The organism is Nocardia aurantia, assembly GCF_009604425.1.
Taxonomy (GTDB): Bacteria; Actinomycetota; Actinomycetes; order Mycobacteriales; family Mycobacteriaceae; genus Nocardia; species Nocardia aurantia.
Genome location: NZ_WEGI01000002.1, coordinates 41,000 through 58,425, shown reverse-complemented (window position 1 = coordinate 58,425; position 17,426 = coordinate 41,000). Strand labels below are relative to the sequence as shown.

Here is a 17,426-nt window from a genome sequence, read left to right as displayed (position 1 = left end):
GCGAAGCGGAGGCCGAGAACACAGAACCCGCCGTAGCGAAGCGGAGGCCGAAAACTCAACCGCGTTCCCAGCGGGTCAGTACCGAGCCGTCGTCGTCGAGCAGGGCGTGCCGCATGACCATCGGGGTGGGGGAGGCGGTGGGCGCCATGGCGATTCGGGTCGAGGAGCCGCCGACCAGCATCGGGGACACGGTCAGGCACAGCTCGTCGACGAGTCCGGCGGCGATCAGATCGCCGAACAGCGACGGCCCGCCCTCGAACAGCACCCGCAGCATCCCGCGCTCGGCCAGCGCGGCGCTGATCGCGGCCGGGGTCACGGTGGTTTCCCCGGCCTCGATCACCTCGGCCCCGGCGGCGGAGAGAGCCCGTTTACGACCGGCGTCGGCGGCCGTGGTGGTGAGGATCAGTGGTGGCCGGTCGGTGTCGGTGAGCAGCCGTCCGGCCGGGTCGATGTCGGCGCGGGCGGTGACGACCGCGATCGGTGGCGGGGTTCCGGCCGGATCGCCGCCGAGGCCGTGATGATGCAGCCGGATCCGGCGATGGGCGTCGGTGCGGGCGCCGCCGTAGTTCTCCGCGCGGGCGGTGCCGCCGCCGACGAGGACCACATCGGCGAGGTCGCGCAGGGTCGAGAACACCGTCCGATCCGCGGGACCGCCGAGCGCGCCGGAGCGGCCGTCAATCGTCGTGGCGCCATCGATGCTGGCGATGAAGTTGACGCGGATCCACGGTGAATCCGGGTGCGCCGGATACGCGTACAGCCGTACCAGGTCGTCCGAGCCGAGCGTTGTGAACTGGATCGCATTGGGCACAAGGTGCATGATCTCCGATCCCACCACCTCAGTAGGCTACGTTTGTGCAACAACGCCTCGTCGATCGTCATCCGGAAGTCCCGGCCGACCAGCTCATCGCCCAGATGGTGCCGCCGCCCACGTTCGACGAAGTGAGCTTCGCCACCTACATTCCGGATCCGAACGAGCCCTCCCAGGCCGCCGCCGTGCGCAAGGCGGAGGAGTTCGCGCAGCAGGTCGGCAAGATCTACGCCGCGAACCACAAGAAGGGCCTGTTCGGCAGGAAGAAGCACGTCTCCGGTGCGGGCCTGTATCTGGACGGCGGTTTCGGCGTGGGCAAGACCCACCTGCTGGCGTCGATCTACCACGCCGCGCGGGCGATCCCGGACGGTGGCTCCGCGGACTCCGCTCCGGCATCCTTCGGCACGTTCGGCGAACTGACCAATCTGGTCGGCGCGCTGGGTTTCACCAGCGCCCTGGATCGCCTGTCCGGCAACAGCGTGTTGTGCATCGACGAATTCGAACTCGACGATCCGGGCGACACCATGCTGGTGTCTCGGCTGCTCACGGAGCTCACCGCGCGCGGCGTGTCGGTCGCGGCCACGTCGAACACGCTGCCCGGTCAGCTCGGCGAGGGCCGATTCGCCGCACAGGATTTCCTGCGCGAGATCAAGAAGCTCGGCGCGCTGTTCGACCCGGTCCGCGTCGACGGCCCGGACTACCGCCACCGCGATCTGCCGCCCGCGCCGGATCCGACCGCTCCCGAGCTGCTGGCCGAGAAGGCCGCGGCCACACCGGGTTCCACTCTCGACGACTTCGACGAGCTGGTCCGGCACCTGAGCACCCTGCACCCGTCGCGGTACGGCGCGCTGATCGCCGGTGTGAGCGCGGTCTACATCGGTAACGTGCACACGGTGACCGATCAGGCGGTGGCGTTGCGCATCGTGGTGCTCGCCGACCGGCTCTACGATGCCGGTGTCCCGGTGACGGTTTCCGGTGCCGCGCTCGATCGGATCTTCTCCGAGGAGATGCTCGGCGGCGGATATCGGAAGAAGTATTTGCGTGCGATTTCCCGGTTGTTGGCGCTCTCGCGTTTCGAGGCTCCCGCCGGTGCCGCATAATCTCGATCCCGCGATCGTCGCGGGTGTGGAAGGAGTTCGACCGTGACCCGTACTCGCCTGTTCGGCGCCGCGCTGGTGCTGTCCGCCGCCGTATCCTCCGGCGCCGGCCTGCTGCTGCCCGCGTCGGCCGCCGCGACCGAGCCGCCCGCCGCGACCGGTTCGGTGCTGACCGGTGTCGATGATCGGTCGCTGCACCTCGACGGCGTCGTCAACGCGCGCGACCTGGGCGGCTACCGTACCGCCGACGGCCGTATCGTGCGCTCCGGCAAGGTGTTCCGGACCGCGGAGCTGGGCAGGGCCACCGACGCCGACCTGAACGCGCTGACCGGCCACGACGTGCGGGTGGTCGACGACCTGCGCACCTCCTTCGAGCGTGCCGCCAGTGCCGACCGGGTGCCCGCCGGGGCCACCGCGAACTGGGACGACATCATCGGCGGCGATCCGGCGATCGTGCTGAAGTCGTTCAGCGCCGGCCCGGACCTGTACCGCGCGTTCATCACCGAGGCCGGTGCGAACGCGGGTTTCGCGAGCGTGCTGCGTGATGTCGTCGACACCGACGGCGCGGTGCTGTACCACTGCTCGGCCGGTAAGGATCGCACCGGCTGGATGTCGGCGGTGCTGCTGACGCTGCTGGGCGTCGACCGCGACACCGTGAACTACGACTTCCTGCTGTCGAACTTCTACCGCAACGCCCCCGCGGGCGACGCGGTCAACGGCGTCACCCAGCCCGAACTGGATGCCGCCTTCGACCAGGTCGATCGCAGCTACGGCAGTTTCGACAACTACCTGCACGAGGGCCTGAAACTCACCGACGGCGACATCGCCGCGCTGAAGGCGAAGCTGCTGCGCTGACCGGGAGCGGGCCCGTGCACCCGCGCGGGCCCTCAGGGCCTGTCACCCTGTCTGCGCACAATATCGGCCCGCGCTTCACAGGGTCCGCTGCATCACGTAGTCCCGGCAGCGGACGGCGCCGACGGTGAAGGCCCGGGTGCCGACGATGCGGAAGCCGTGCTTGCCGTAGAACCGCTGGGCCCGCAGATTCTCCTGATTCACCCCGAGCCACAGTGCGGCGCAACCGGTTTCGTGAGCGGTATCGATCGCCGCCCGCATCAGCGCACCGCCCACCTCGCCGCCGTGATGGCCCGGCAGCACGTACATCTTGTTGAGTTCGAGCGCCGGTCGCACCGAAACAGCATGCGCGACAACGGGTTCGACGGGATCACCGGTCACCAGCATGGTGTAGCCCACGATCCCGGAGTCATCGGCGGCCTTGAGGACGATCCGCCGCGGATCGGTGAGGTATTCGCCGAACCGGTCGCCGGACAACGCCTCGGCGATGAACGCCTCGATATCCGCCGCGGCCAGATCCGGCGGACAGGCCAGCGGAAACGTCGCGGCCGCGACATCGCCGAGCGCCTCGGCATCCCACAGCCCGGCGCGGTCGACGAGAATGCCTCCCGCAGTGGACATCCGGCTGTCCACATCCTCCGCCGGCGCCGCATCGCCGTGCGTGGCGGCCACGAGCGCCGGGCCCGGACCGGGGTGACGATCGGCGATCGGCCCTCGGTCGCTCGCGCTCGGTACGAATTCCGGCTCGGCATGCCGTGACTCCGACCGGCCACCATCGGTCGCCGAATGCCGTATCAACGCTTCCGAATTCATCCCTTGTTCGAACGAGCTTCCTGCGGGTCGAAGTTCCGCCGCCGCCGGAACGTGCACGTCACCAGCGCTGGGCGCGAGCGGAGAACTGGCCGGTGGCGGCTCCGGAACGCGCGTGTCGTGATCGCCGGGGGAGAGCGGGGAGTCCGCCGCCGGGCGCTCCGGCGCTGCCTCGAATCCTGGACCGCTCATGTGTGCCCCTTCCGCCGAGGTCGGCAGGCGCCTGCCACGTCGCGCGGCGGGCTTCCAGCGGTGTCACGGATGTAGTACGCAGTGTATCGGGGTGGGCCGGGTCCGGGGGGGCGCTCGTGGTCGAGATCCGCTGTCGCACCGCGATTCCCGAGGTCAGGACGGTGGCGAGCGCTCGCCGGATCATGGGATGAATTAGGCTGTGAGGCGATGAGGCGCGCGTATCTGGTCTGGGGAGTCGGGGTTTCGGTCTATGTGATCGCGGTGCTGCAACGCACCTCGTTCGGCGTGTCCGGGCTGGCCGCGGCGGACCGCTTCCACGCGGGGCCGTCGGTGCTCTCGGAATTCGTGGTACTCCAGGTGATCGTGTACGCGGGCATGCAGATCCCGGCCGGGCTGATGCTGGACCGGTTCGGCTCACGGGCGATGGTCGTGACCGGCGCGGTGGTGATGGCGTGCGGTCAGGCGCTGCTGGCCGCCACCGGGACGCTGTCGCTGGCGATCCTCGGCCGGATCCTGGTGGGCTGTGGCGACGCCTGCACCTTCATCTCGGTGCTGCGGCTGGTGCCGCGCTGGTTCCCGTCGCGGCGCGTCCCGCTGATCTCCCAGCTGACGGCGATGCTCGGACAGCTGGGCCAGATCATGTCCGCGGTCCCGTTCCTGGCGCTGCTGCACCTCGCCGGCTGGTCACCGGCCTACACCGCGGTCGCGGTCCTCGGCCTGCTCGGCGCGGTGCCGGCGGTGCTGCTGGTGCGCGACCTGCCCCCGGGATCCGCCGAGGTCCGCGCGGCGCCGGCCGGACTGCGGCAGCTCGGCGGTCAGGTGCGGGCGCTGTGGGCACATCCCGGCACCCGGCTGGGCTTCTTCACCCACATGGGGACGATGTTCTCCACGACCGCGTTCGCGCTGATGTGGGGCGTGCCGTATCTCGTGTCGGCCCAAGGGTTCTCGCAGTCGGCGGCGGGCTGGCTACTGACCGTGTCGGTCGGCGTCGCGCTCGTCGCCGGGCCGGTGGTCGGCGAACTGTGCGGCCGGTTCCCGCTGCGGCGGTCCCAGCTGGTGCTGGGCATCATGACGGCCGCGGTCGCGATCTGGACGACGGTGCTGGCGCTGGGCGGGCCCGCCCCGCGCTGGCTGCTCGTGCTGCTGGTGGTGGTGATCTCCGTCGGCGGTCCGGGCTCGAACGTCGGCTTCGACTACGCCCGCACCTTCCATTCCGGCAGTACGCTCGGCACCGCGCAGGGCATCGTGAACATCGGCGGCTTCCTCGGGACGCTGCTGGCGATCGAGGGGATGGGCCTGGTCCTCGGCCGCGCGGGCGGCTACACCTTCGACGCGTTCCGGCTGGCCTGGCTGGTGCAGTATCCGATCTGGGCGATCGCCTTCACCGGAATCCTGCTCTCGCGCCGGAAGACCCGCCGCCACCTCGAACCGGTGGTCGCGGGCCCGGCGAGCGCCGATCTGGCCCTGCCGTCGGCGGCCGGCTGAATCGCACGACTCGTAGGGACTGTGCGGCCAGTGGCGCGGGACATCCGGTCACCGCATAGGACCGTGCCGCCAGGGGAGCGGGACCCGGTCGCCGGCGCCTCGCGGCGAACCGGTCACCGCGCGGCCGCGCCGTCCGTCAGGCGGCGCTCCACCCGCCGTCGACCGGCAGGATCGCGCCGTTGATGTTGATCGCGGCGTCCGAGGCCAGGAACACCGCCACGTCGGCCTGCTCCTCCGGCGAGGCCGGCCGCTCACCCAGCGAGATCACCGGATACAGCCGCGCCGCGCCGACCCGGTCGAAGTCGTCCGCCGATTTCGCGATGTTGGTCATCGTGGGGCCGGGCAGGATCGCGTTGCAGCGGATCCCGTCCTTCGCGTACGCCCAGGCCACATTCTTGGTCAGCCCGACCACGCCGTGCTTGGAGGCGGTGTAGGCGACGCCGGCGGCCCCGCCGCGGACCCCGGCCTCGGACGCGGTGTTGACGATCGCGCCGTGGCCCGCCGACAGCATGTGCGGCAGCACCGCCTTGGTCATCAGGAAGGTGCCGGTGAGGTTGATCCGCAGCACTCGTTCCCAGAGGTCGATCGGCGTCTCCGCCGGCAGCTGCATCTTGTCCATGATGCCCGCGTTGTTGCACAGCACGTCGATGCGGCCGAAGACATCCAGTGCGCGGCGCACGGCCCGCTGCACCGAGTCCTCGTCGGCGATGTCGGTGGTGACCGGGACCGCCGCGTCGCCGATGTCGGCGGCGGCCTTCTCCGCGGCGGTGCCGTCGATGTCGGACACCACCACCTGGGCGCCGGCCCGCGCGAACGCCTGTGCCATGGCCCGGCCGATACCGGATCCGCCGCCGGTGACGATCGCGACGCGTTCTTCGAAACTGCTGGTGCTCAAGGGATCTCCTCGGGTCGATGGTTCGGTTCCGGCCGCCGGGGGTTGCGGCGGCCCGGTCCGGTGCGCCCGGGGTCGAGCCGGAACGTCTCCGGCCGGGACGCGGTGGACGGCACCCGCGCCGGCTGTGTGCCCGGCGTGAATGCCATCCTTTCGCCGTTCGCCAGTCGATTGCCAGCTCGTGGCGGTAACGGTCAGGCGTGCGCGACCTCGGCCGCCTCCGCGTCGATCTCGGCGAGTTCCGCGGCCGCGGCCTCGGCCGGCTGGTCGACCACGGTCCGGCGGACCGGGATCAGCAGGCAGATCACCGTGGCGACCAGGCAGACGGCCGCGCCGATCAGGAAGACGACCCGGAAGCCGTGCTCGGTCGGGAAGACGTGGCCGGCGAGGGTCACGCTCATGGTGGCCAGCACCGCGCCGATCACCGCGGACGAGATCGAGGTGCCGACCGACCGCATCAGGGTGTTGAACCCGTTGGCGGCGGCGGTCTCCGACTGCGGCACCGCGCCCATGATCAGGGCGGGCATCGCGCCGTAGGCGAAGCCGACACCGGTGCTGCAGATGATGTTGACGATCAGCAGACCCCACGCGTGGTGCATCAGCGGCAGCCCGGCGGCATACCCGACGGCCATGACCGCGGCGCCGGTGGCGAGGGTGACCTTCGGTCCGCGCAGGGCCGACAGCTTGGCGCCGATCGGTGAGATCAGCATCATCATGATGCCGGCCGGGGCCATCCACAGGCCGGTGGCCAGCATCGACTGGCCGAGGCCGTAGCCCAGCGTCTTCGGCAGCTGCAGCAGCTGCGGGACGCTCAGCTGCAGGGCGTACATGCCGACGCCGATGGCGACGGTCGCGATGTTGGTGACCAGTACCTGCGGCCGCGCGGTGATCCGCAGGTCGACCAGCGGCTCACCGGCCCGCAGCTCCCACCAGCCCCAGATCAGCAGCAGCACGAGTGCGCCGGCGAACAGTCCCAGGATGGAACCGCTGGTCCAGCCCCAGGACGAGCCCTTGGAGACGCCGAGCAGCATGGCGACCAGCCCGCCGCCGAGCAGGACCGCCCCGGCGCCGTCGAAGCGGCCCTTCGAGCCCTCGGAGGTGCCCTCCGGGACGACCACGGTGATCAGCACGGTGGAGACGAGCACCAGTGCGGCGGCGGCCCAGAACAGCACCCGCCAGTTGCTGTACTGCGTGATGGCGGCGGCGATCGGCAGGCCCAGGGCGCCGCCGATGCCCAGCGAGGAGCTGATCAGCGCGATGGCGGAGCCGAGCTTCTCCGGCGGCAGCACGTCGCGCAGCAGCGCCACGGCCAGCGGAATGGTGCCGAAGCCGAGGCCCTGCAGGCCCCGGCCGACGATCATCATCGGCGCGTTGACGGCGAGCGCGGCGATCACGGAACCGACGGCCAGCGGCACGGTGGAGGCGATCAGCATGCGGCGTTTGCCGAGCATGTCGCCGAGGCGACCGGCGACCGGGGTCGCGACGGCGCCGACGAGCAGGGTGATGGTGACCACCCAGGCGGTGGTGGACGCGTTGCTGTGCAGGATCGTGGGCAGCTGGCCGAGCAGCGGCACCACCAGCGTCTGCATCAGCGACGCCACGATGCCGGTGTAGGCGAGCACCGCGAGGATGCTGCCGGACCTGACCGGGGTCGATGCGTGCATGGAGTGTGCTTCTTTCCCTCTGGTGAAAGTCAACTATATGTACCGTACATAGAATGTGTATGATGCACAAATAGATGTGGTGCACGTCTCGAACGGCACCGATCGGGACCGCGATCAATGCCGATCGCGTCGGGAAGGATCGAGATGGACAGGCCGATACCGGACATCGAGCTGGAGACGATGCTGCTCGGGCGGCGGATGAACCCGGGCACCTCACGGCGTCGCGAGGGTTCGGCGCTGGATCGCTACAGCGCCTACGTGCTGCTCAGCCGGATCCGCGACGAGGGACCGATGTCGATCGGTCAGCTCAGCGACGCCTTCGGGCTCGACGCCTCCACCCTGAACCGGCAGACCGCCGCCATGCGGCGGGTCGGGCTGGTGGAGCGCATCCCGGACCCGGACGGCGGCATCGCCCGCAAGTTCCGGATCACCGAGGAGGGACGGCGCCGGCTGGAGCTGGAACGGCTCGGCAACATCGCCGGCCTGAACCAGGTGTTCGAGCACTGGCCCGACGAGGACATCGCGGAGTTCGCCGCCTACCTGCGGCGCTTCAACGTCGACATCGAGCGCATGGAGGGCCGCTCCTGGCCCCGCGCGGTGGATTCCCGGCAGGCGGGCTGAGCCGCGAAACGACCGCAGCCCCTCGGCATTCGGCCGAGGGGCTGCGGGAGCCGTTGGGGCAGTAAGTATTCGACCGAGCCGGTGAGTGTTCGACCGCCGGCACGGTCACCCCCGCCGATCGGAGGGGGCTCGGGCCGGATCGGCGCCGTGCGTCATACCTGCCGGTCGGCGGTGGGACTCAGGCCGGATCGGTGTCGTGCGTCACCCCGGCCCAGCGGGCGATATCGGTCTGGTCCGCGCCGGGGCCGAGGTCGCCGAGCGCTGTGGCCCACAGTTCGACGGCCTTCTCGCTCAACGGGGTCTGCGCACCGACGGCCGAGGCCAGGCCCATCGCGATGCGAATGTCCTTGACCATCAAGTTCATCGCGAAACCCGAGTCGTAGGTGCCGGGCAGGATGAACTTCGGGAACTTCAGTTCGGTGGAGGCGCTGCGTCCCGACGAGATGTTGATGGTGTCGATCAGCACCTTCGGATCGACGCCGAAGCGCTGCCCGATCGCCACGCCCTCCGACGAACCCAGCAGGTGGATCGCCGACATCAGGTTGTTGATCGCCTTGACCGCGTGCCCGGCGCCGGTCGCGCCGACGTGCTGCAACCGGCCCAGCGGTGCCAGCAGCGCGGTCACCCGGTCGATGGCCTCGTCCGGGCCGCCCGCGATCAGCGCCAGCGTGCCCGCGTTCGCGCCGGCCACGCCGCCGGAGACCGGGGCGTCGACCAGCAGGAGCTTCCGCTCCGCCAGCGCGGCCGAGAGACGTTGCGTCGATTCGGGTTCCGAGGAACTCATGTCGACGATCACGGTGCCCGGCGCCAGTTCTGCCAGCACCGCCTCGTCGCCGAGCACCGCCTCCACGATCGCCGATGTCGGCAGCATGAGGATCACGTACTCGGCTCCCGCGACCGCCGCGGCCGCGGTGTCGGCCACCCGGCCACCGACGGAAACCAGTGCGGCGCGGGCGGATTCGGCCGGGTCGAAGCCGACCAGGTCGATCCCGGCCTCGACCAGGCGGCGCGACATCGGCCGGCCCATGTTGCCCAGCCCGATGAAAGCGACGGGGCCGGTGACGGTTCCGCTCATGCTGTCTCCTTCGGGTATGGACGGGCGGCCTGCGTGGCGACGCTCCGCGGCCGCCTCCGGCCCCTGTCCGCTCATGCCTGCGACTCCTCGGGCGCGGCCTGCGCGGCGCGGTGCTCGGCGAGGATCGGTCCCGCGATCCGGAACGCCTCCACCCCGGCGGGCACGCCGGCGTAGATCGTGGCCTGCAGCAACACTTCCCGGATCTCCTCCTCGGTGACCCCGTTGGTGAGCGCGCCCCGCACGTGGGTGGCGAATTCGGCCGACCGGTTGAGCGTGGTCAGCATCGCGAGATTCAGCATCGAGCGGGTGCGGCGGTCCAGCCCCTCCCGCGTCCACACCGTGCCCCAGCAGTACTCGGTGACGAGTTCCTGCATGGGCAGCTGGAAGTCGTCGGCGTTCGCCAGCGCCCGGTCGACGTATTCGGCGCCCACGACCTCGCGACGGACGCGCAGGCCCGCCTCCCAGAGTTCGCCGCGCGTGGTGTCGGCAGATGTCACAACGGTTCCTTTCCGGATGTCGCCCCCGAATATGCTGTCTAGCTGTAGTTTTCGGGAATGGCGGTGTCCAGGAACAGATCCGGGGTGGGATGATCGCCGCCACCGTAACCCGACAGATCGGCCACTCCGGCGTGCTCGGTCAGCATCTCGGCGTCGATCAGCGCCCGGCCGGTGAACTCGCGGGCCGGGCGGGACACGATCGCCACCGCGGCGTCGGCCATGATCTCGGGGCTGCGCGCCGCGGCGAGCTGATTCTCGCCGTCCTGCAGATTCGCCACCGCCGAGGTCGCGATGAAGGTCTCCGGCCACAGGCAGTTGGAGGCGATCCCGGTCTCGGCGTACTCACTCGCCCAGCCCAGCGCCAGCAGAGTCATCCCGTACTTGGACAAGGTGTAGGACGGATGCACGCCCAGCCAGTACGGATGCAGGTTCAGCGGCGGCGCGATGGTCAGCACGTGCGCGTTCGCGGACTTGCGCAGGTGCGGGATCGCGGCCTTGGTGAGCAGGAAGGTGCCGCGCAGGTTGATGTCCTGCATGAGCCCGAACTTCTTCGCCGACAGCTGATCGGTGGGCTCGGTGGCGATGGCGCTGGCGTTGTTGACACAGATGTCCACGCCGCCGAACTGCTCGACGGCGGTATCGATCACGCGCTGCACGTCCTCTTCGTTGCGCACATCGCCGACCACGGCGGCCGCCCTGCCACCGGCCGCCTCGACCTCGGCCGCGGCGGTGTGCACCGTGCCGGGCAGCCGGGGGTGCGGCTCGGCGGTCTTGGCGAGCAGCACCACGTTCGCGCCCTGCCGGGCGGCCGCGACCGCGATGGCCAAGCCGATCCCGCGGCTGGCGCCGGAGATCACCATCGTGCGGTCGGCCAGGGTGCGCTGCTCAGCCATCATTCTCCTCATTCTGCACATCTACTCGGGCCATTTGCGTCTGATGGTATTGGCATTCTCATTTTTTGCAAGTACGGTATTCAGTGATGAACGACCATGTGCAGACCTCGTCCGGCATCCCGCTCGAGCCGGTCTACGGACCGGGTGATCGCGCTGCCGAACCGCCCGCTCCGGGCGTCTTCCCGTTCACGCGCGGCAACTTCGCGAAGGGTTACCGCGGGCGGACGTGGACCTTCCGGCAGTACTCCGGATTCGGCACGGCCGAGGAGTCCAACCGGCGATACCGTTACCTCCTGGATCAGGGCGGCACCGGCCTCTCGGTCGCGCTCGACCTGCCCACCCAGTGCGGGTACGACTCCGACGATCCCGAGGTGAGCGAGGAGGTCGGCCGCGTCGGTGTCGCGGTGGACACCCTCGCCGACGCCGAGGTGCTGTTCGACGGCATCCCGCTGGACAAGATCAGCACCAGCTTCACCATCAACGGCACCGCCGCCATCCTGCTGGCGTTCTATGTGGCCGCCGCGGAGAAGAAGGGCGTGCCGCGCGAAAAGCTCACCGGCACAATCCAGAACGACATCCTCAAGGAATACGCCTCGCGCGGCACCTGGATCTGGCCGCCCGAGCCGTCGCTGCGGCTGATCGCCGACACCATCGAGTTCTGCGCCGCCGAGGTACCGCGGTTCAACGCGATCTCGGTGGCGGGCGCGCACTTCCGCGACGCCGGCGCGAACGCGGTGCAGGAGATGGCCTTCACCCTCGCCGACGGCGTCACCTACTGCGACACCGTGGTCGAACGCGGCCGGATGACCATCGACCAGTTCGCGCCGCAGGTGTCCTTCTTCTTCTACACGCACGGCGACTTCTTCGAGGAGATCGCCAAATACCGTGCGGGACGGCGTCGTTGGGCCACCATCGTGCGGGAACGCTACGGCGCCACCGCCGACAAGGCCTCCATGTTCCGATTCGGTTGTGTCGCGGGCGGTGCCTCGCTGTACGCGCCGCAGGCCCAGAACAATCTGGTCCGCATCGCCTACGAGGCGATGGCCTCGGTGCTCGGCGGCGTGCAGTCGATGTTCACCGCCGCCTGGGACGAGCCGTTCGCGCTGCCCTCGGAGGAGTCGGCGACGCTGGCGCTGCGCACCCAGCAGATCCTGGCGTACGAGACCGGTGTCACCCGGGTCGCCGACCCGCTCGGCGGGTCCTACTTCGTGGAGGCGCTGACCGACGCCACGGAGGAGCGGATCAAGGAGATCATGTCCGACCTCGAGAACCACGGCGGCATGGTCCGCGCGATCGAGGACGGCTACCTCCAAGGCCTGATCGCCGACGAGGCGTACAAGCTGCACCAGGAGGTCGAATCCGGTGAGCGGCCCGTGGTCGGCGTCAACCGGTTCGTCTCCGACGAGCCCGCGCCGGACATCGACACCTACGAGCTCGATGCCGAAGGCCGTGAGCTGCAACTGAAACGGCTCACCCGGGTCAAGGCCGAACGCGACTCCGCGGCCGTTCGCGCCAGTCTCGACGCGCTGTCCAGCGCCGCGGAGGGAACCGAGAACCTGATGCATCGCCTGATCGACTGCGCCAACGCGTACTGCACCGTGGGTGAGATGGTCACCGCCCTCAAGAACGTGTGGGGCGAGTTCCAGCAGCCGGTGGTGTTCTGATGCCCGCCCGTATTCTCGTCGCCAAGCCCGGTCTCGACGGGCACGACCGCGGCGCCAAGATCGTCGCCCGCACCCTGCGCGACGCCGGATTCGAGGTCGTCTACACCGGTATCCGGCAGCGCATCGAGGACATCGTGTCGATCGCGCTGCAAGAGGATGTCGCGGTCGTCGGCCTCAGCATCCTCTCCGGCGCGCACGTCGCGCTGACCACCCGCACGGTGACCGCGCTGCGCGAGGCCGACGCCGGCGATATCGCCGTCGTGGTCGGCGGCACCATCCCGAGCAGCGATGTGCAGAAGTTGCTGGATGCCGGTGCGGCCGCGGTCTTCCCGACCGGCACCCCGCTGGAGACCCTGGTCACCGAGATCCGCACGCTCACCGGGACGACCGCGCCCTCCGAGCAACCGTCGGCGTAACCCGCAGCGCCACAGCGACAATCGTGAAACACCTGGAGGACAACGTGCGCATCGGTGTGATGATCGGCCCCGAGAAGGGCGACGCGACCCGCAAACTCACCCGGATGCTCGCCGACATCGAGTGGGCCGAGTCCGCGGGCCTGGACACCGCGTGGATTCCGCAGCTGCCCGGCGACTTCGACGCGCTGATCACCATCGCCCTGATGGGCATGAAGACCGCCCGCATCGAATTGGGCACGGCCGTCGTGCCGTTGCAGGCCCAGCACCCGATCGCCCTTGCCCGCCAAGCGGTCTCGGCGCACACCGCCGCCGGCGGCCGGCTGGCCCTCGGCGTCGGCCCGTCGCACCACTGGATCGTCGCCGACATGCTCGGCCTCCCCTACGAGAAGCCCGCGGCCTACACCCGCGACTACCTCGAGGTCCTGAACGCCGCCCTGGCCGCCCCCGGCACGGCGGACGTCGAGAACACCACCTTCACCGTGCACAACCCACTGGACCTCGGCCCGGTATCCCCCCTGCCGGTCCTGGTCGCCGCCCTCGGCCCGGTGATGCTGCGCATCGCCGGCGAGCAGGCCGACGGCACCGTGCTGTGGATGGCCGACGAGCGCGCCATCGGCGACCACGTGGTCCCCAAGATCACCAAGGCCGCCGCCGAGGCCGGCCGCCCCGCCCCGCGCGTGGTGGCGGGCCTGCCGGTCTGCCTGTGCCGCCCCTCCGAGGTCGAGGCCGCGAAGACCCGCGCCAACCTCATCCTCAGCGAGGCGGAGATCTCCCCGAACTACCAGCGCCTGCTGGACCAGGGCGACGCGCAGAACATCGGCGACCTCTGCATAGCGGGCGACGAGGCGGCGATCACGGCCGAACTGCGCCGCTACGCCGAGGCCGGCGCCACCGACATCTCCGTCCGCCTGCTCCCGATCGGCGACAGCCTCGACGAGCTACGCGAATCCAAGCGCCGCACCCGGGAGATGATCGCGAACGTGGCCGCGGAGCTGCGATGAGCGCGGCAGAGGAGCCCCCGGCGGCAGGAGCCCCCGGCCCGCTCGCGGGCATCCGGATCCTCGAGGTCGGCACCATGCTGGCGGGCCCCTACGCCACCATGATGCTGGCCGACCTCGGCGCCGAGGTCACCAAGATCGAACCCCCGACCGGCGAGATCTCCCGCCAGGTCAGCGACACCTACTTCGCGAGCCTCAACCGAGGCAAACGCAGCATCCGCCTGGAACTCGGCACCCCCGAAGGCCGGCGGAAACTGCACGACCTCGCCGCGAATTCCCATGCACTGCTGGTGAACCTGAAACCATCGGCCATCCGCCGCTTGGGCCTCACCTACGACACCCTGCGCGCCTACAACGAAAAAATCGTCTGCGTAGCTATCACCGGCTTCGGCCTGGACGGCGGCGACGACCCGGCCTTCGACTACATCGTCCAGGCCGCCACCGGCGTAGCCGCCATGACCGGCGACCCCGAGGGGCCACCCACCCTCCCCGGCTACTCCTCCGCGGACAACTCGACGGGCCTCACCGCCGCCCTGGGCCTACTGGCCCAGATCGTCTCCGGCCGAGGCGGCCAGGTGGACGTGAACCTCCGCGACGTGATGCTGTCCCAGCTGAACTACCACGCCTCCGCCTACCTCAACACCGGCACCGCCCCCACCCGCCGCCCCAACGGCGCCCACTCGTATTACGTTCCGGCCCAAATGTTCCCGACCGCCGAGGGCCATCTGGCCCTGTTCATCACCCACGACGGCTTCTGGAAGACCTTCGCCACCGAAGCGTCGGTGGACGGCTTCCCCACCATGGCCGAACGCGCCGAACGCCGAGACGAGGTCCTCGCCGCGGTGACCGAGGCGTTGGCCGCCGACACGGCCGTCAACTGGGAAACCCGCCTGCGCCCCTTGGGAATCCCCGCAGCCGCCGTCCGCACCCTCCCCGAATCCCTAGACACCACCCCCCAATCCGTGATCACCGCCGGCGACTACCGCCTGGTCGGCAGCCCCATCCGCATCACCGGCCACCATCCCGTCTACGGCCCACCCCCGTCCCTCGGCGAACACGACTCCTGAACCCGGAGGCCTGATTTCCTCCCCCCGGGGCCCGGACCAGCGCGGTCGCTCGATAGGATCTGCGCGGCTGACAGCCCGGGGAACGGAGTTCAGATGGCCATGCTGGAATGGTCGGCGGATCCCGAGATGCCGATCACCGAGGACCGGTACCTCGCGCTGCCCGAGGAGGCACAGCGTTCGATCGAAGTGGTCGGCGGCCGAATAACGTTCAGCCGCAACGAGAACAGGCACCACAATCGGGTCGCCCGCCGCCTCGCGGACCGGTTCGACGCCGCCCGTCCCGCAGACACGGCTACAGGGGTGCTGACCGGCTACGAGATGCGCTATACGACAAGCCATCCCGGAATTTCCGGCTTCTCGTTCCGCCGTCCCGATGTGATCGTGTACCGATGTTTCGATGACGACCGCGAGCTCATGACGTCCGATGTCCTGCTCGTGGCGGAGGTCGTCCCATCGGACTCGAGGGCCGCCGAAATAGCCGAGAAGTACGCGGAATACGCCCACGAGGGCATCCGGACCCACCTCGTCGTGCACCTCGATGCCGACCGTCACATCGAGACGATCCGGGAATATCGGTTGGACCGGGCCGGCCGCACGTACCGGCTGGCCGACACCCACCAGGAACGCCTCGTTCTCACCGACCCGTTCCCCGTCGCCTTCGCTTTCGCCGATCTCGACGCCCGAATCCGCTGATAGGCAATGAGTTCGGGTCAAAAGGCTGGTTGGAGCCAATTCGGGGGGCGGGCTCGGTGAACCGATCTCGCTTGCATCGCGTCGATCAGCCAGCTGTTTCACCGGGTGCGCGTACCGGTGCGCTGGGCGAAGGATCGCAGGCCCGGGAGTGTCGTGGCCTCTGAATGTTTCAGCAGTTCTGCGGTGATTTTCTGGATCGGTTTGCGATAGCGGACTTCGTCGGGAGCTGCTTGTTCGGCAGCCCGCAGGGCCCGGTAGCACTGCTCTGGTTTGCCCCATTGGTGGAAGGCGCGGGCGACGTCGGACCAGTATCGAGCTCTGCTTTCGGCCAGCGGGATCGTGGCCGGGTCGATGCGGCGTGCCGCGTCGATAGCGGCACCGCAGTCGCCGAGGACTCTGGCGATGCTGACCTGGTACAGGCCGACACTTCCGAGGCCGAAGCCGGTGGTATGCCCGGGATGGTCCCGGTTGATGTGAGTGGTCGCATTCGTTGCCTCCGCGATCAAGGTCCCGGCGAGGTCGCGATCTCCGTCTGCGGCGGCGGTGTAGGCGGCGGTGCACAGCAGTGCCCCGTACGCGGCGAGGTAGGGCGCACCTTGGTGAAGTTTCGGCTGTAGCGAGGCCGCGGTGTCGAGGATCAGTTGCGTTGCGGTGTCGCTGAATCCGCTGCGGCGCAGCACGATTGCCCACGATCTGTGGGCGATGGCTCGGGTCGGCAAGTCGTGGCTGAGGTGGGCGGCCTGCACCGCGCGATCAGCGGCGGTCCAGGCGAGTTGATCGTGGCTGAGTTTGACGCTCAGCCTGGACGTCAGCACGTATGCATGGGCGAGCAGCTTGTCGGCTTCGGCGATGTCGTCGCTGCGCGTGCTGGTGGCGCGGGTCGTGGTCGCAGCCGACAGCAGCCGGGGAAGTCCGGAGGCGAGTTCCGTGTAGTGTCCACGATCGAACATCGATCGGGCGGCAGCGACCTGGTGGCCGAGGCTCGGCAGCCCGACGAGGCTGGTGTGAGAGGGCGGGGCCAGTAGTGCACGCTCGAGCAGAGGCAGCGGGTCCGTTGTTGCCCCTGCCGCCGTAGGCGGCGGGAAAACGCCGATGGCGGTGACGGTGCCGGCCAGTCCGGTCAGCAGCGTGCGACGACGCATGGGTTCGGTCTCCTCGTCCGGCGCTCGGGTGACGCCGACGATAGCGGCGGGGCGGCTCGGCTGCATCAGGTGCGGCGGCGGGTCGGCCAACCCGAGTAATTCCGGTGGAATTCGCAGGGCCGCGGCGAGGGCGCGGAGTATGCGCACATCGGTGAGCTGCTGCTTCCCTCGCTCCAGCCGCGACAGTGTCGAGATCGAATAATTGCTGTGGCGGGCAAGGTCGGCGAGGGTGAGGTTGTTGGCGCGGCGGATGGCACGAACCACCGCACCGTAGTCACCGGAGGCCGCCGCTACACGCACAGCGCGGGTGTCCCAGATCGCACGGTCCTGGTCCATCGTCGAATTCCTTGCTCAGACCGGGATATCGATGATATCGAGCAAAATGCGCACTGCACCAGCGGCTTTGCAGATCATGCAACAGATTCCCGAACATGGCAAAGCAGGTGGCCGATGACGTCGCGATCGTCGTCTTCTGGTAGGTGCCGTGGCAGTTCACCCGTCCCCGCCGCGGCGGAGGGACACGATGACCACCCACATCACAGGATCGCCGGCGTTGGGAA

Annotated in this window: 17 protein-coding genes; 9 read left to right on the top strand and 8 right to left on the bottom strand. The window is 69.5% G+C overall.

Annotation, left to right across the window (positions count from 1 at the left end; all coding sequences use genetic code 11):
* Window positions 1-55: 55 nt before the first annotated feature.
* On the bottom strand, window positions 56-817 hold the full coding sequence (locus NRB56_RS03685; protein WP_153339510.1) for a pyrimidine reductase family protein: 762 nt from the start codon (window positions 815-817) through the stop codon (window positions 56-58).
* A 35-nt stretch (window positions 818-852) separates the two neighbouring features.
* Between NRB56_RS03685 and zapE the strand changes: the two genes are divergently transcribed.
* Window positions 853-1,908 carry a cell division protein ZapE gene (zapE, locus tag NRB56_RS03680; RefSeq protein ID WP_319942506.1) on the top strand — a complete coding sequence of 352 codons (1,056 nt, stop codon included), beginning with the start codon at window positions 853-855 and terminating at the stop codon, window positions 1,906-1,908.
* Window positions 1,909-1,950: 42 nt separating this feature from the next.
* A complete protein-coding gene (locus NRB56_RS03675) occupies window positions 1,951-2,760 on the top strand; it encodes a tyrosine-protein phosphatase (RefSeq protein ID WP_319942505.1) in 810 nt (269 codons plus the stop codon).
* A 75-nt stretch (window positions 2,761-2,835) separates the two neighbouring features.
* On the opposite strand, the gene NRB56_RS03670 is transcribed toward NRB56_RS03675, so the two are convergent.
* Window positions 2,836-3,378 (bottom strand): GNAT family N-acetyltransferase, encoded by a 543-nt coding sequence (locus NRB56_RS03670; protein ID WP_153339117.1) that lies wholly within the window; start codon window positions 3,376-3,378, stop codon window positions 2,836-2,838.
* Window positions 3,379-3,966: 588 nt separating this feature from the next.
* Here NRB56_RS03670 and NRB56_RS03665 point away from each other — a divergent pair.
* Window positions 3,967-5,244 carry an MFS transporter gene (locus NRB56_RS03665; RefSeq protein ID WP_153339116.1) on the top strand — a complete coding sequence of 426 codons (1,278 nt, stop codon included), beginning with the start codon at window positions 3,967-3,969 and terminating at the stop codon, window positions 5,242-5,244.
* A 136-nt stretch (window positions 5,245-5,380) separates the two neighbouring features.
* Here NRB56_RS03665 and NRB56_RS03660 read toward each other — a convergent pair whose 3' ends face one another.
* Together NRB56_RS03660 and NRB56_RS03655 are read right to left on the bottom strand one after the other, a co-directional pair.
* The gene (locus tag NRB56_RS03660) at window positions 5,381-6,139 is read right to left on the bottom strand and encodes an SDR family NAD(P)-dependent oxidoreductase (RefSeq protein WP_153339115.1); all 759 of its coding nucleotides are present in this window, start codon (window positions 6,137-6,139) and stop codon (window positions 5,381-5,383) included.
* A gap of 191 nt (window positions 6,140-6,330) precedes the next feature.
* Complete coding sequence (locus NRB56_RS03655) at window positions 6,331-7,800, bottom strand: MFS transporter (RefSeq protein WP_153339114.1); 1,470 nt, start codon at window positions 7,798-7,800, stop codon at window positions 6,331-6,333.
* Window positions 7,801-7,944: 144 nt separating this feature from the next.
* Between NRB56_RS03655 and NRB56_RS03650 the strand changes: the two genes are divergently transcribed.
* Window positions 7,945-8,421, top strand: a complete 477-nt coding sequence (locus NRB56_RS03650; RefSeq protein ID WP_153339113.1) for a MarR family winged helix-turn-helix transcriptional regulator — start codon at window positions 7,945-7,947, stop codon at window positions 8,419-8,421.
* A 178-nt stretch (window positions 8,422-8,599) separates the two neighbouring features.
* On the opposite strand, the gene NRB56_RS03645 is transcribed toward NRB56_RS03650, so the two are convergent.
* From NRB56_RS03645 to NRB56_RS03635, 3 genes are all read right to left on the bottom strand, one after another.
* Entirely contained in the window at window positions 8,600-9,496 is an 897-nt protein-coding gene (locus tag NRB56_RS03645; RefSeq protein WP_153339112.1) for an NAD(P)-dependent oxidoreductase, read from the bottom strand.
* 71 nt (window positions 9,497-9,567) lie between these two features.
* Window positions 9,568-9,993 carry a carboxymuconolactone decarboxylase family protein gene (locus NRB56_RS03640; protein WP_319942504.1) on the bottom strand — a complete coding sequence of 142 codons (426 nt, stop codon included), beginning with the start codon at window positions 9,991-9,993 and terminating at the stop codon, window positions 9,568-9,570.
* A 38-nt stretch (window positions 9,994-10,031) separates the two neighbouring features.
* Window positions 10,032-10,886, bottom strand: a complete 855-nt coding sequence (locus NRB56_RS03635) for an SDR family oxidoreductase (RefSeq protein WP_153339506.1) — start codon at window positions 10,884-10,886, stop codon at window positions 10,032-10,034.
* Between the two features lie 86 nt (window positions 10,887-10,972).
* Here NRB56_RS03635 and NRB56_RS03630 point away from each other — a divergent pair, with 86 nt between their 5' ends.
* The 5 genes from NRB56_RS03630 to NRB56_RS03610 all read left to right on the top strand — a co-directional run bounded on the left by NRB56_RS03630 (window position 10,973) and on the right by NRB56_RS03610 (window position 15,724).
* On the top strand, window positions 10,973-12,550 hold the full coding sequence (locus tag NRB56_RS03630; protein ID WP_153339111.1) for a methylmalonyl-CoA mutase family protein: 1,578 nt from the start codon (window positions 10,973-10,975) through the stop codon (window positions 12,548-12,550).
* Entirely contained in the window at window positions 12,550-12,966 is a 417-nt protein-coding gene (locus NRB56_RS03625; protein ID WP_153339110.1) for a cobalamin B12-binding domain-containing protein, read from the top strand. The genes NRB56_RS03630 and NRB56_RS03625 overlap by 1 nt, the downstream gene beginning before the upstream one ends.
* Before the next feature lie 44 nt (window positions 12,967-13,010).
* Complete coding sequence (locus NRB56_RS03620; protein ID WP_319942635.1) at window positions 13,011-13,967, top strand: LLM class F420-dependent oxidoreductase; 957 nt, start codon at window positions 13,011-13,013, stop codon at window positions 13,965-13,967.
* Window positions 13,964-15,031 carry a CaiB/BaiF CoA transferase family protein gene (locus tag NRB56_RS03615; protein ID WP_153339109.1) on the top strand — a complete coding sequence of 356 codons (1,068 nt, stop codon included), beginning with the start codon at window positions 13,964-13,966 and terminating at the stop codon, window positions 15,029-15,031. Before NRB56_RS03620 ends, NRB56_RS03615 begins: the two co-directional genes overlap by 4 nt.
* A gap of 93 nt (window positions 15,032-15,124) precedes the next feature.
* Complete coding sequence (locus NRB56_RS03610; protein WP_153339108.1) at window positions 15,125-15,724, top strand: Uma2 family endonuclease; 600 nt, start codon at window positions 15,125-15,127, stop codon at window positions 15,722-15,724.
* Between the two features lie 98 nt (window positions 15,725-15,822).
* Here the strand turns inward: NRB56_RS03610 and NRB56_RS03605 are convergent, their stop codons facing one another.
* The gene (locus NRB56_RS03605; RefSeq protein WP_153339107.1) at window positions 15,823-17,202 is read right to left on the bottom strand and encodes a helix-turn-helix domain-containing protein; all 1,380 of its coding nucleotides are present in this window, start codon (window positions 17,200-17,202) and stop codon (window positions 15,823-15,825) included.
* Between the last annotated feature and the right edge of the window lie 224 nt (window positions 17,203-17,426).

Coding starts and splice junctions, on each gene's coding strand:
- NRB56_RS03655 (WP_153339114.1), bottom strand. CDS start 7,800: ATGCACGCATCGACCCCGGTCAGGTCCGGCAGCATCCTCGCGGTGCTC.
- NRB56_RS03615 (WP_153339109.1), top strand. CDS start 13,964: ATGAGCGCGGCAGAGGAGCCCCCGGCGGCAGGAGCCCCCGGCCCGCTC.
- NRB56_RS03625 (WP_153339110.1), top strand. CDS start 12,550: ATGCCCGCCCGTATTCTCGTCGCCAAGCCCGGTCTCGACGGGCACGAC.
- NRB56_RS03670 (WP_153339117.1), bottom strand. CDS start 3,378: ATGTCCACTGCGGGAGGCATTCTCGTCGACCGCGCCGGGCTGTGGGAT.
- NRB56_RS03635 (WP_153339506.1), bottom strand. CDS start 10,886: ATGGCTGAGCAGCGCACCCTGGCCGACCGCACGATGGTGATCTCCGGC.
- NRB56_RS03630 (WP_153339111.1), top strand. CDS start 10,973: ATGAACGACCATGTGCAGACCTCGTCCGGCATCCCGCTCGAGCCGGTC.
- NRB56_RS03650 (WP_153339113.1), top strand. CDS start 7,945: ATGGACAGGCCGATACCGGACATCGAGCTGGAGACGATGCTGCTCGGG.
- NRB56_RS03605 (WP_153339107.1), bottom strand. CDS start 17,202: ATGGACCAGGACCGTGCGATCTGGGACACCCGCGCTGTGCGTGTAGCG.
- NRB56_RS03665 (WP_153339116.1), top strand. CDS start 3,967: ATGAGGCGCGCGTATCTGGTCTGGGGAGTCGGGGTTTCGGTCTATGTG.
- NRB56_RS03685 (WP_153339510.1), bottom strand. CDS start 817: ATGCACCTTGTGCCCAATGCGATCCAGTTCACAACGCTCGGCTCGGAC.
- NRB56_RS03645 (WP_153339112.1), bottom strand. CDS start 9,496: ATGAGCGGAACCGTCACCGGCCCCGTCGCTTTCATCGGGCTGGGCAAC.
- NRB56_RS03610 (WP_153339108.1), top strand. CDS start 15,125: ATGGCCATGCTGGAATGGTCGGCGGATCCCGAGATGCCGATCACCGAG.